Source organism: Amycolatopsis sp. La24 (assembly GCF_029087445.1).
GTDB lineage: Bacteria > Actinomycetota > Actinomycetes > Mycobacteriales > Pseudonocardiaceae > Amycolatopsis > Amycolatopsis nivea.
The window spans coordinates 1-11,884 of record NZ_JARACH010000114.1 but is presented as its reverse complement, the minus strand read 5'-3'; the positions used below and the strand labels follow the sequence as shown (position 1 = coordinate 11,884).

The 11,884-nt window shown below is 69.7% G+C and carries 10 protein-coding genes; 6 read left to right on the top strand and 4 right to left on the bottom strand.

Translation table 11 applies throughout. The features are described from left to right. The first annotated feature begins 194 nt into the window (after window positions 1–194). From PUT80_RS45410 to PUT80_RS45390, 5 genes are all read left to right on the top strand, one after another. Window positions 195–1,712 carry a HAMP domain-containing sensor histidine kinase gene (locus tag PUT80_RS45410; protein WP_275295831.1) on the top strand — a complete coding sequence of 506 codons (1,518 nt, stop codon included), beginning with the start codon at window positions 195–197 and terminating at the stop codon, window positions 1,710–1,712. A 39-nt stretch (window positions 1,713–1,751) separates the two neighbouring features. Then, window positions 1,752–3,566 carry a glycosyltransferase family 39 protein gene (locus tag PUT80_RS45405; RefSeq protein ID WP_275295830.1) on the top strand — a complete coding sequence of 605 codons (1,815 nt, stop codon included), beginning with the start codon at window positions 1,752–1,754 and terminating at the stop codon, window positions 3,564–3,566. Between the two features lie 103 nt (window positions 3,567–3,669). Continuing rightward, window positions 3,670–4,935 (top strand): bifunctional glycosyltransferase family 2/GtrA family protein, encoded by a 1,266-nt coding sequence (locus PUT80_RS45400; RefSeq protein WP_275295829.1) that lies wholly within the window; start codon window positions 3,670–3,672, stop codon window positions 4,933–4,935. Further along, window positions 4,932–6,770: a glycosyltransferase family 39 protein gene (locus PUT80_RS45395; RefSeq protein ID WP_275295828.1), complete on the top strand. Its 1,839-nt coding sequence runs from the start codon at window positions 4,932–4,934 to the stop codon at window positions 6,768–6,770. The genes PUT80_RS45400 and PUT80_RS45395 overlap by 4 nt, the downstream gene beginning before the upstream one ends. 88 nt (window positions 6,771–6,858) lie before the next feature. Further along, entirely contained in the window at window positions 6,859–7,560 is a 702-nt protein-coding gene (locus PUT80_RS45390; RefSeq protein ID WP_037813877.1) for a serine/threonine protein phosphatase, read from the top strand. Here PUT80_RS45390 and PUT80_RS45385 read toward each other — a convergent pair. From PUT80_RS45385 to PUT80_RS45370, 4 genes are all read right to left on the bottom strand, one after another. Then, window positions 7,557–8,042 carry a DUF2127 domain-containing protein gene (locus PUT80_RS45385; protein ID WP_037813879.1) on the bottom strand — a complete coding sequence of 162 codons (486 nt, stop codon included), beginning with the start codon at window positions 8,040–8,042 and terminating at the stop codon, window positions 7,557–7,559. The genes PUT80_RS45390 and PUT80_RS45385 overlap by 4 nt on opposite strands. Window positions 8,043–8,348: 306 nt before the next feature. Next, window positions 8,349–8,822 carry a hypothetical protein gene (locus PUT80_RS45380; RefSeq protein ID WP_275295827.1) on the bottom strand — a complete coding sequence of 158 codons (474 nt, stop codon included), beginning with the start codon at window positions 8,820–8,822 and terminating at the stop codon, window positions 8,349–8,351. A 268-nt stretch (window positions 8,823–9,090) separates the two neighbouring features. Further along, on the bottom strand, window positions 9,091–9,321 hold the full coding sequence (locus tag PUT80_RS45375) for a zinc finger protein (protein WP_037813880.1): 231 nt from the start codon (window positions 9,319–9,321) through the stop codon (window positions 9,091–9,093). A gap of 555 nt (window positions 9,322–9,876) precedes the next feature. Then, the gene (locus tag PUT80_RS45370) at window positions 9,877–10,503 is read right to left on the bottom strand and encodes a maleylpyruvate isomerase family mycothiol-dependent enzyme (protein WP_167754165.1); all 627 of its coding nucleotides are present in this window, start codon (window positions 10,501–10,503) and stop codon (window positions 9,877–9,879) included. 534 nt (window positions 10,504–11,037) lie between these two features. Between PUT80_RS45370 and PUT80_RS45365 the strand changes: the two genes are divergently transcribed. After that, window positions 11,038–11,325, top strand: coding sequence for a hypothetical protein (locus PUT80_RS45365; protein WP_037813883.1), 288 nt, complete (start codon window positions 11,038–11,040; stop codon window positions 11,323–11,325). Window positions 11,326–11,884: the final 559 nt, after the last annotated feature.

Below are 11,884 nucleotides of genomic sequence, written 5' to 3'. Positions count from 1 at the left end.
GGTGCTTGTCAAGGCATCTTTCCCGCCTTGACAAGCACCCCCGAACCGTCAGCACAATCAAGCTTCGGGGTGCCCCACGCAACCAACGGACGCAATGTCGCCGCCAGGCGACGAGCCGCCCGCACAGACGCCCCCACAGCCCACTCACAGCGAGCACACATCGCCCCCACACCGACGAACCGCACCCTCAAACCATGACCCCCCGCGCAAGGTTCGCCGCCCGCCCGGCCCGGCAATCCCTGCGCACAAAACTGACCGTCTCCGTAGTAATCCTCCTCTCCCTCGTCTGCCTGACCATCGGCGTGATCAGCGAATTCGCTCTCCGCGCCTTCCTCATGACCCAAACCGACACCCAGCTCTCCGCAGCCACCGCCCGAGCCCTGGATTTCGCCACCCACCCCGGCCCGCCCGCCAGCGAACGCAACCCCCTCGACGCCCCCGGCCAAGGCGCAGGCACGGTCACCGCCCACTTCTCCCCAGACGGCACCAACGGCACCGGCGGCTGGCTCTCCCCCCACGGCCAACGCCTGACCCTCACCCCAGACGAACTAACAGCCCTGCAGGACCTCCCCACCAACGGCCGCCCCTACACCCGCACCATCGGCTCCCTAGGCGACTACCGCCTCACCGCCTTCCCAGTCCCCGACGGCGTAGTCATCACCGGCGTCCCCTTGGCCGCGATGCAGCAAACCCTCCTGACCGTCGGCCTGATCCTCTTCGGCGTAGCCGCCGCCGGAGTAACCGGCGCAGCATTCCTCGGCGCCTTCGCAGTCCGCCGAACCCTCCGCCCGCTGGAACGCGTCGCGGAAACCGCCTCCCGAGTTTCCGAACTCCCCCTCGACCGAGGCGACGTCGACCTGTCCGTCCGAGTCCCCGCCGAAGACACCGACCCCCGCACCGAAGTCGGCCAGGTCGGCGCGGCGCTGAACCACATGCTCGGCCACATCTCCTCCGCCCTCGAAGCCCGGCACGCCAGCGAACTGCGCGTCCGCCGGTTCGTCGCCGACGCCAGCCACGAACTGCGCACGCCGCTCGCCGCGATCCGCGGGTACGCCGAACTCGCCGGACGGTCCGGCAGCCACGCCCCGCCGGACGTCGCGCATTCGATGACCCGGATCGAGTCCGAAGCCGACCGCATGACAGCGCTCGTCGAAGACCTCCTCCTGCTCGCCCGCCTGGACGCGGGCCGCCCGCTGGACGTCGCCGAAGTCGACCTGACCCGCTTGGTCGCGGACGCGGTCGGCGACGCGCACGTGGCCGGCCCGCACCACGTCTGGCAACTTGCGATGCCGGACGAACCGATCCTCGTCCTTGGCGATGTCCAACGGCTGCACCAGGTTCTGGCGAACCTGCTCGCGAACGCCCGCGTCCACACGCCGCCCGGCACCACGGTCAGCACCGCTCTCGCGAGATCCGCGGACGGCAGCGCCATAGTGACCGTGACCGACAACGGCCCGGGCATCCCGCCGGAGTTGCAGCCGGCGGTGTTCGAACGCTTCGCCCGCGGGGATTCGTCACGGTCGCGGGCAGCCGGTTCGACCGGATTGGGCCTGGCGATCGCGTCCGCAGTGCTGACCGCGCACCACGGCACCATCGCGATGCGGAGCCGCCCCGGCCAGACGGAATTCGCCGTGCGGCTGCCGATCGCGGTTCCGGCTCAGCGCACACCGCCCGTGGATGACCGCAAGTCCCACAGCGGGCACACAGGGTAGGCACATCGCGGCCCCAGGTCGTCCCGCGAGGCTTGCCGCATGACCGCAGTCGCGACCCATTCCGCCGTTCCCGCCGCGCCGGTACAGCGCTCCGAACCGAGGTGGGTGCGCCCGTCCCTCGTGCTGCTGCTCGTCGCCACGGCCGCGCTGTATCTGTGGGATCTCAGCGCTTCCGGCTGGGCCAATGCGTTCTACTCCGCCGCCGCGCAGGCCGGATCGCAGAGCTGGAAGGCATTGTTCTTCGGCTCCACCGACGCGGCCAACGGCATCACTGTGGACAAGACGCCAGCCGCGCTCTGGGTGATGAGCCTGTCCGCACGGCTGTTCGGCGTGAACGCGTGGAGCATCCTGGTGCCACAAGCGTTAATGGGTGTCGGCTCCACGTGGCTGCTGTACGCGACTGTGCGGCGCACTTCTGGCGCGGCTGCGGGATTGCTCGCTGGCGCGGTACTCACTCTCACCCCGGCCGCGGCGCTGATTTTCCGCTTCAACAACCCAGACGCATTACTGGTGCTATTGCTGATCGCCGCTGCTTACTGCACGGTGCGGGCAATCGAGAAGGCCAGCCCTCGATGGCTGGTTTTCGCTGGCGTGGCAATCGGATTCGGCTTCCTCGCCAAGATGCTGCAAGCTTTTCTCGTCCTGCCAGCCTTCGCCCTCGCGTACCTCGTCGCCGCACCGATCACCCTCGGCAAGCGTCTGCTGCATCTGCTCGCTGGACTGGGTGCGGTCGTGGTTTCGGCAGGCTGGTATCTCGCCGTCGTGGCGTTGTGGCCAGCCGCGGACCGGCCGTACATCGGCGGGTCGCAGAACAACAGCCTGCTCGAACTCACCTTGGGCTACAACGGTTTCGGCCGCATCACCGGTGACGAGACCGGCAGCGTCGGCGGAAGTCCGGGCGGCGGTTGGGGCAGCACCGGCCTGTTCCGGTTGTTCGGCAGCGAGATGGCGGGCGGTATCGCGTGGCTGCTGCCCGCCGCGGTGCTCGGGCTCGGCGCTGGTCTCTGGTTCACCCGTTACGCGCCGCGCACCGACCGCAGTCGCGCTTCGCTGGTGCTCTGGGGCGGTTGGCTGATCGTGACCGCCGCGGTGTTCAGCTTCATGGGCGGGATCATCCACCCCTACTACACCGTCGCGCTCGCCCCGGCGATCGCCGCGCTCGTCGGGACCGCCGCCGTCCAGTTGTGGCGGATCCGCGGCAATCCGGCCGCGATCGGGCTTTTGAGCGGCGGTGTCGCACTGACGACGGTAACGAGTTATCTGCTGCTGGACGGCTCTTGGCAACCGTGGCTTGCCCCGACTGTGCTCATTCTCGGGCTGTTGGCGGCTATCGTCCTGTTTTTCGTTCAGCACTTCGGCCGAGTCGCCGCGGTGCTGGGACTGGTCGTGCTGCTCACCGGAACGGGCGCGTACAGCCTCGCCACTGCGGCGACTCCGCACAGCGGCGCGATTCCGTCCGCCGGACCGAATACCCGGCAAATGTTCGGCGGAGGCGGCGGGCTCCTCGGCACCACCCTGCCCGGCGCGAATCTGACGGCACTGCTGCGGCAGTCCGGCGACCATCGGTGGGCCGCGGCGACCGTCGGGTCCAACAACGCCGCCGGATACCAGCTCGGCAGCGGCGAACCCGTGCTCGCGGTGGGCGGATTCAACGGCACCGACCCGTATCCGACGCTCGCGCAGTTCGAGCAGTACGTCCGGCAAGGACAGATCCGCTACTTCCTCGGCGACGGCATGACGATGCGCGGGTCCAGCAGCGGAAGCGACGCGGCCGCCCGGATCGTCCAGTGGGTGGCCGATAACTACCGAATGACCACAGTGGACGGTGTCAGCGTCTATGACCTGACTGCCTGATTCCGTGTCGTGCGGCCAAGATCACCCGAGCGGGCGTACGTCGCACAGCGCAGGCACAGGAACGCCACAACGTGGCCAAAGCCCGGCGGACGACGGTGAACTCATGAACGCCACCGCCCCCTCCCGCAGCGGCGCCCCGCGGCCCGGGACGACTCCGGTCGGCCTCGGCGGCCCGCATCCCGTGCTCGACGTCGTCATCCCGGTTTACAACGAGGAGGCCGACCTCGAACCGTGCATCCGCAGACTGCGGGCGCACCTCGCCGAACGCGCCGGCTATCCGTACCGGATCACCGTCGCGGACAACGCGAGCACCGACAAAACCCTTGCCGTAGCCGAAGAACTGGCCCGTGAGTTCCCTGAAGTCGAAGTGCGCCACCTCGACGAGAAGGGCCGCGGCCGCGCACTGCAAGCCGTCTGGTCCGCCTCGGACGCCGCCGTGCTGGCGTACATGGACGTGGACCTGTCCACCGACCTCGCCGCGCTTGACCCGCTCGTCGCCCCGCTGCTGTCCGGACATTCGGACGTCGCGATCGGCAGCCGCCTCGCCCGCGGCGCCCGCGTGGTCCGCGGGCCGAAGCGAGAGTTCATCTCCCGCTGCTACAACCTGATCCTCCGCGGCACGCTCGCGGCGAGATTCTCCGACGCGCAATGCGGGTTCAAGGCGATCCGCGCCGACGTCGCCCGCGCGCTGCTCCCCCACGTGCGCGACACCGGCTGGTTCTTCGACACCGAACTGCTCGTGCTCGCCCAGCGCGCCGGGCTGCGGATCCACGAGGTGCCGGTGGACTGGGTCGACGACCCGGACTCGTCAGTCGACCTCATCGCGACCGCCACCGCAGACCTCAAGGGCATCGCCAGGGTCACCCGCGCGACCCTCACCGGCGAGATCCCCGTGCACCGGCTGCGCGAACAACTCGGCCGCGAACCGATCGGCGTGGAGGCCCCCGGAGTGTCCCCGAGCCTGGTCAAGCAACTCGTGCGGTTCGCCGCGGTCGGCATCGCCAGCACCGTCGCTTACCTGCTGCTTTTCCTGCTGCTGCGGACCATGGTCGGCGCGCAGGCGGCCAACTTCACCGCGTTGCTCGTCACCGCCATCGCGAACACCGCGGTGAACCGGCGGGTGACGTTCGGCGTCCGCGGCCGGGCCGGAGCCGGGCGGCACCAGTTCGAGGGGCTCATCGTGTTCGGCCTCGGACTGGCGCTGACCAGCGGTTCGCTCGCCCTGCTCAACCACGCCACCCATCCCGGGCTCGTCCTGGAGACGACCGTGCTCGTGCTGGCGAACCTCGCCGCCACGGTGCTGCGCTTCCTGCTGCTGCGGGGCTGGGTCTTCAATCCGCGCCGTACCGCTACCGAGGAGTCGTCTTGAGCACTGTCCTGTCCGCCCGGCCTGCCGTCCCGGACGCGCCGGACCGCGCGAAACCTCGCTGGATCCGCCCGTCGGTGTTCGGCCTCCTGGCGCTCACCGCTGTCCTGTACTTCTGGGACTTGACCGCTTCCGGGTTCGGCAACTCGTTCTACGCCGCAGCCGTGCAATCGGGCACGCAGAGCATGAAGGCGTGGCTGTTCGGCTCATTGGACGCCGGGAACGTGATCACTGTCGACAAACCGCCTGCCGCGTTGTGGGTGGGAACGGCTTTCGCGCGCATCTTCGGGTTCTCGAGTTTCACGGTGCTCGCTCCGCAAGCGCTGATGGGCGTCGGGTCGGTCGGGTTGCTGTACCTGACTGTCCGCCGGGTTTCCGGGCCGCTGCCGGGATTGCTGGCCGGGGCGATGCTCGCGCTGACGCCGGTCGCCGCGCTGATGTTCCGCTTCAACAACCCGGACGCGCTGCTCACGCTGCTGCTGATCGCCGGTGCGTACTGCACGGTGCGAGCGGTCGAGAAGGCCAGCCCTCGGTGGCTCGTTTTCGCTGGCGTGGCAATCGGTTTCGGGTTCCTGACGAAGATGATGCAGGCGTTCCTCGTACTGCCCGCGTTCGCGCTGGCTTATCTGATCGCCGCGCCGACCGGGCTCGGGAAACGGTTGCTGCACTTGGTTTACGCAGGGATCGCGGTAATCGTGTCGGCGGGCTGGTTCGTGGCGCTGGTGGAGCTCTGGCCTTCGGCTTCGCGGCCGTACATCGGCGGGTCGACCGGGAACAGCCTGCTGGAGCTGGCGCTCGGGTACAACGGGCTCGGCCGGATCTTCGGCGGGCAGGGCAACGGCGGCGGCATGGGCGGGATGGGCGGCGGCCAGGGCGGCGGGAACACCGCGTTCGGCGGCAGCTCCGGTCTCGGGCGGATGTTCGGCGCGAGCTTCGGCACGGAGGTCTCGTGGCTGCTGCCGGCCGCGCTGATCGGCCTGGCGGCCGGGCTGTGGTTCACCCGGCGGGCCGCGCGCACCGACCGGACCCGGGCGTCGCTGCTGGTCTGGGGCGGGTGGCTGCTGGTGACCGGGCTGGTGTTCAGCTTCATGAGCGGCACCGTGCACCCGTACTACGCGGTGCAGCTCGCGCCCGCGATCGCCGCGCTGGTCGCGATTTCCGGGCACGCGCTGTGGCGCGGCCGGGCGCACCCCGCGCCGCGGACGGTGCTGGGCGGGATGATCGCGGCGACCGCGGTGTGGGACTTCATCCTGCTCGACCGGACGCCGGACTGGGTGCCCGCGCTGCGCTGGGTGATCGTGGTGCTGGGGTTGCTCGTGAGCACCATCGTGGTGGTCGGGGTGCCGCGGACGCGGACCGTCTTGGTCGGCCTGGCGGCGGCGATCGTCCTGACGCTCGGGGTCGGCACCGCCGGGTACGCCGCGGAGACGGTTTCCTTGCCGCACAGCGGTTCTATCCCGACTTCGGGTCCTCGGAGCAGCGGAATGGGCGGCGGTTTCGGCGGCGGGATGGACGAGGCCAACGGTTCCGTCGGCCAGCTGCTGGGCGGCACGACGACGAAGTGGGCAGCCGCGACGACCGGATCGCAGTCGGCGGCGAGCCTGGAGCTGGCGAGCGGCAAGTCGGTGATGGGCATCGGCGGCTGGGACGGCAGCGATCCGGCCCCGACGCTGGAGCAGTTCAAGCAGTACGTCGCGGCGGGCGAAGTGGCGTACTACGTGGACGGCGGCCGGGGCGGCGGTCCCGGCGGCGGGTCGAACGACATCTCCGAGTGGGTGGCCGCGAACTTCACCGCGACCACGGTCGGTGGCGAAACTGTCTACCAGCTCACCCGGTAAGTCCGGAAATCCTCAGCCTCCTCCCAGGAACGAGGCGCATTCTGGAAAGCACGGAGAGTCATCCGCCGCGAACGTCCGGGAGGTCACGATGGCCGCATACCCACGCTGGCACACCGCGAGCGAGCAGGGCCCGCGCGAGCGCAATGCCGACGCGGTGAGCGCCTACGCGGCCGCCGGGGCGCGCGGAATCACCTTCGCACTCGCCGACGGCGTCGGGGACGACCCCGGCGCCGGGCGAGCCGCCCAGGTCGCCGCCGCGGCCGCCGCGCGCACTCCCGTCGAAGCCGGTCCGGTCAAGGCGGTTTTGGCGGCCCAGCAAGCAGTTCACCGGCTGGGCGGCACTGGCGACGCCGTCCTCGTGGTGGCGATGCCGTTCGCCGGCGGATACCGGATCGCGTGGGTCGGCGACGCGCGGGCGTATGCATGGGACGGGTCGATGATCCACAAGCTGACGCGGGACCACACGATGGCGGAGTACTTCCGCTCGCGGCACCAGCCGTACTCGCCGCGGATGGAGCACCTGGTCACCACGAGCGTCCGCACGACGAAGCCTGAGGAGATCGGCACGACGGAAACCCCGAGCGGCGGCCTCCTGCTCACCAGCGACGGCGTGCACAAGGTCCTCACGCCCGCGACGATCGACGAAATCCTCGCCGACCCGGCCCGCGGCGCCTCAGCGCTGGTCGCCACCGCCATCGCCCTGGGCGGCCGCGACAACGCGACGGCGCTGTTCGTGGAAGCTCCCGACGTGGCCGCGCTGGTCACGGAGAGGCTGCACACCGCCGCCTAAGCGCGCTCGCGCTTGAGGGCCCGGTACTCGCGGTAGACGAGCACGATGATCACCGCGTCGAGCGCCGCGAAGAACGGCAGCGCGATGGAGTGCGTTTCGAAGGCGCGGTAGATCTCGTACACGACGAACGCCGCGAGCACGACCATCGCGACCGGATAGGCGCGGACCCACTTGCGCGCGAGCGCCCACACGAGGGCGAGCTTGAGCAACCCGTGCGCCAGCAGGTAGATCACGGCGAACGTCTTGGTCCCCCCTCCGGCGAAATGCTCGGCAGCGGTTTCCAGATGCCGTGCCAGCGTGCCGGAGGGGTCGCCCAGCAGATCGCGGGTGATGACCGCGTTGACGAACCCCGTGACGACCGTCGCGGGGATGAACGCCAGGATCAGCGCCCCGATCAGCTGAAGGCCGCCGTCGAGGCCCTTCAGCGTGATCGCGATCTTGAACAGCCGCTCGGTGGAACGGGTGGAGGTCTCCTCGCTCATCGGTACAGGAAACCGGAAAACCCCGGGACATGCTGGGTTGACGGCCTGGTTTCGGCTGGGTGATCCGGTTTGTGGGCCCTGCGTTGACCGCTGGCCGGGGTGTTCCGGTTCGTGCCCTGCTTCCTCCGGTGGCCGGGTCGTTCCGGCTCGTGCCCCTGCTTCGGCCGCAGGCCGGGTTGCTCCGGCTCGCGCCCTCCTTTGACCCCTGGCCGGGGTGTTCCGGTCCGCGCCCTGCTTCGGCCGCTGGCCGAGTTGCTCTGGTCCGCGCCCGCCGTGGCTCACCGGTTCCGCTGCGGTTGCGCCGCTTCACTCGCGAAGCATGGCCGCACCGCCCTTGCTCTGGCAGTCCGCGCAGCGCGCATACCGTTTCGTGTGGTCGTGCGGATCCTGCCCGAACACCGGATAACACGCGGCCCCGCACAACCCGAGATAGACCGGCCCGCACCGCAACGGACGCCGCCCGACCTGATGTGCCAGCCGTGCCGCGTTCTCCGGCGCACCCGCCTGCGGCAGCCAGCCGTGCGCGGGCAGGCTCGCCAGGACGATCTCGTTGAGGTGATCGGCCCGCCGGATCAGGGCTCGCCCGAGGTCGAGAAGGCGCTCGCCGAGATCCCGCACCGCGTCCGGTCGCGGATATCGTTCGTCGAGCGCACGGCTCAGGAATCCGAGATCCAACGCGAGGGTGGCTTGGAGGTCCCGAATCCAGGTAACCAACTCGGGGCCGGTGAGCCCTACTGCTGACGTGCGCTGCTCGGGCAGTCTGCTCCAGTGGCCGGTCATGCGCTGTCCCCAGCGAATGCCAGGCCGCCTCGTGCTCCCACTCGGTTGGATGCCCCTCGCGGTGCTGCTGCCGCGGCAGGCAACCCATGTACCGGTGCCATTCCCCAACGCGTTGCCAGCCCCGCCGCCGATGCCAGCTGTGGCGCCACCGCCTCGGGCCGTGGCGGCACCAACCGCGAGGTCCGTGTCCAGCGCTCCAGGGCCGCTTCTTCTCCCGCCAAATCCGGCCCCGCCGCGACCCGCACACGCAAGACCGGCATCGCGCTGTTCACACCAGGCACCGTTCTTCACTCGAGCGGGCCTGTCCCTCCTGGCGGAGCCATTCCTCCGCGCAGTCAGGGCACGTCGGATCGAACCAGTGGCCGCCGAGCTGTGGCACGTCGCTGCGGGCGACCGTGACTTCGGCTCCGCACAATGCGGTGAACGTTTCCCCGGGTCGCGGCGCGAACGGCCCGTCCAGTGCGTGCCGTTTTCCTTCCGCCTGCTGCCATCTGAACACCGGACTCCTCCCCTTGTGGTGCTTGGAGTCCCATTTCCGATGTCGCCGCCGCGTAACGCAAGCCCCCGTTCCGGGTGATCATCGGGACCGGGATTTCCCCTTAGCCACAAGGGCTTTCCGCGCACGCCGGGGAGCGAGCGCGGGTTACCGCCGGGTTAGGTGTCACCAGATGGTGACACCCCCGGGGAGAGCGGACGCCGCCGCGAGCGTTACGGCGCCCGTGCTGCTTCAGCGATGCGAGGCGCGGCAGCAGTCACGGGCGCCGCGAGGGGGAAGGCGGCGAGCGTCCGCGCGGGCATCACCTCGCTTTCCGGAGTGCGGTCGCCGCTATGACTGCTGTCGCCAAGCGCATACGCAACCCCCGCGCGCGGGTTGTCACACGACCGTGGCGCGAATTGCCAGGATGCGGGCACGATCACGACACGATGGGGGTCGATCAGGACCCCGGGAGCCGCGTCTGGGCCAGGGCCGTAGCGCAAGACGTCACAGCAGCGAAGTCTGATCGGCACGCCGAAAGCGGCCGCGTGGTCATGCAGCGTCGATACCCCAGCCGGATCAAGCCACGGTGGTGCGGCTGATCAGCACGTCGAGACCCGGGCCGCTCAGATCGTCCGCCGCCGCGCGACGGCCTGCCAGCGCGAGCAGCAAAGCCTCCGCCGGGCCGCGGACTTCGATGCCCGTCCCGGAGGTCCAGTCCAAATCCGTCGCGACTGCGCGCAGACCGGTCAGCCGCCGCGACACCCCGATCGGCGGAGCGCGCAGCGACAGGTCCAGCGCCCGGCGCAACCGCGCCGCCGGGATCGTCCTCGGCTGCCCGAGCGGGCGGCGGATGTCCTGTTGATGGATCAAACCGTCGAGAAACCCGATCATCCCGCCAAATTTTCCCAGGAGCCGTCCCGGCTGCGGGTGTCGACGCATGACGCCGATCAACTCCTCCGGCGCGCGCACCCGGTATTCGGCGAGGCCGATTTCGTTGGCTCGGCTCAGCGACAGCCTCGCGCGGGCGAGCCGCTGCGCCAGCTGGCGTCCGCTCAGTTCGTCGTAGCTCACGACGTGCGCGACGACCGAGCGAACGTTCCAGCCCGCGCACAGTGTCGGCTGGTCCCATTGCTCTGGCGTGAGCGTCTCGAGGAAGTCCGCGAAGTCGGCGCGTTCCTCGCGAGCCAGGGTCCGTACGTCCATGCCCTCCCCCATCTGCGACGGACACTCACCGTAGCAGCGCACCCGTCGCGTTCGCCGGGTTGATCAAGGTGGCGAACCCCAAAGTGGACCTCGGGCCACATTCATCCGATCGGGTCGAATATGTGCGGACAGATAACACCTGGAATAGTCCGGCAGATCGCGAAAACCCGTTCCGCAAACACCACGAACGGCGGCTTCGGCGAAGAATTTCCCGCCCCGGGTTAGCGCGATCGGCGACGGGCATGCAAAGATGGCATCACCGCAGGCAGGAGGGGTTAAATGGGTGGAATATTCCATACCCGGGACGCCCGCCGCGGCCGCCGGAACCAGTTCCCCTCGGGGGCGGGCTGGGAACTGTGTTCCGGCACTTTTCCGGCGGAGAAGAAAGGAAGCGCAATGACCGTTCCTGGCGCGGAAAATGCAGGCCAGGCATGCCGTCGGACAGAAAAACCGGACAGCCGCGGCGACAGACCGTATGCCGTCGCCGTGAGTCAACGCCCCGGCCGGGTGACCGTGACGTTTCACGAACCGGGCATGCCCCAGCCAGCCCCGGTCGTACCGTCTCCGCGGCCGACTACGAGACCGGCCTACCCGTCGTGGAAGACCGCGCGGACGGCGGTCGAACTGGCCGCGCAGCGGGACGGCGGGACTCAGCCGTGGCAGCTGATCGCGCTCCTGCTGGTGCTGCTCTCCGGGGCGACCGCGATCGTCTTCGCGACCGCTGGCGTGCTGGCCGGTCTGGCTACCGCGAGCGTGGTTGCCCTCGTCCACGTCGCCGGTGCCGTGCTGCACAAGCGGCACACCGCGAACCGGGGCACCTGACCACCCTCGAAGCGGACGCCGGCGGCGACTCAGGGCCGCCCGCGTTCTGCGCTCCCGGTGCCCGGTCGGGCAGGGCCGGGCACCGGGAGACGAGGTTGCCGTTCCGGGATTGACTCCGGGGTCGCGCCGGGTGCTGGCGACGCGCGACAGCTGGCGGCTCGGCAGCCGAGATCGCTGCCGCTTCGGGATTACGCGAGTTCGGCTCGCAGGGGCACGCCCGCTCGACGCGGTTTCGCCTAGCTCGACGATTGCCCCGCCCGACGCTCTCAGTCGCCCCGCCTGGCCTGGCTTGGCCCGATCCCTCGACACTGAGCGGCCAACATTGCCTCTTCGACCTTCGGCTCCCGCACGACCGGGCCGCAGAGTCCGACCCCACGATCCCGGTCCAGCAGGCCGCCCCAAGGCAACCGCGCGAAGTGGCGCAAACAGGACTCCGCCGAACAGCTCATCCGGCCAACCGCCCCCAACCTGTCACCAGCTGCAGACACCCAACCCCCTCCACCCCGCAAAAAACCACGAAAAAAGCACCCCCCACCCCACCTCAACAACGAAATCCACA

Coding starts and splice junctions, on each gene's coding strand:
- PUT80_RS45410 (WP_275295831.1), top strand. CDS start 195: ATGACCCCCCGCGCAAGGTTCGCCGCCCGCCCGGCCCGGCAATCCCTG.
- PUT80_RS45405 (WP_275295830.1), top strand. CDS start 1,752: ATGACCGCAGTCGCGACCCATTCCGCCGTTCCCGCCGCGCCGGTACAG.
- PUT80_RS45400 (WP_275295829.1), top strand. CDS start 3,670: ATGAACGCCACCGCCCCCTCCCGCAGCGGCGCCCCGCGGCCCGGGACG.
- PUT80_RS45390 (WP_037813877.1), top strand. CDS start 6,859: ATGGCCGCATACCCACGCTGGCACACCGCGAGCGAGCAGGGCCCGCGC.
- PUT80_RS45385 (WP_037813879.1), bottom strand. CDS start 8,042: ATGAGCGAGGAGACCTCCACCCGTTCCACCGAGCGGCTGTTCAAGATC.
- PUT80_RS45380 (WP_275295827.1), bottom strand. CDS start 8,822: ATGACCGGCCACTGGAGCAGACTGCCCGAGCAGCGCACGTCAGCAGTA.
- PUT80_RS45370 (WP_167754165.1), bottom strand. CDS start 10,503: ATGGACGTACGGACCCTGGCTCGCGAGGAACGCGCCGACTTCGCGGAC.
- PUT80_RS45365 (WP_037813883.1), top strand. CDS start 11,038: ATGCCCCAGCCAGCCCCGGTCGTACCGTCTCCGCGGCCGACTACGAGA.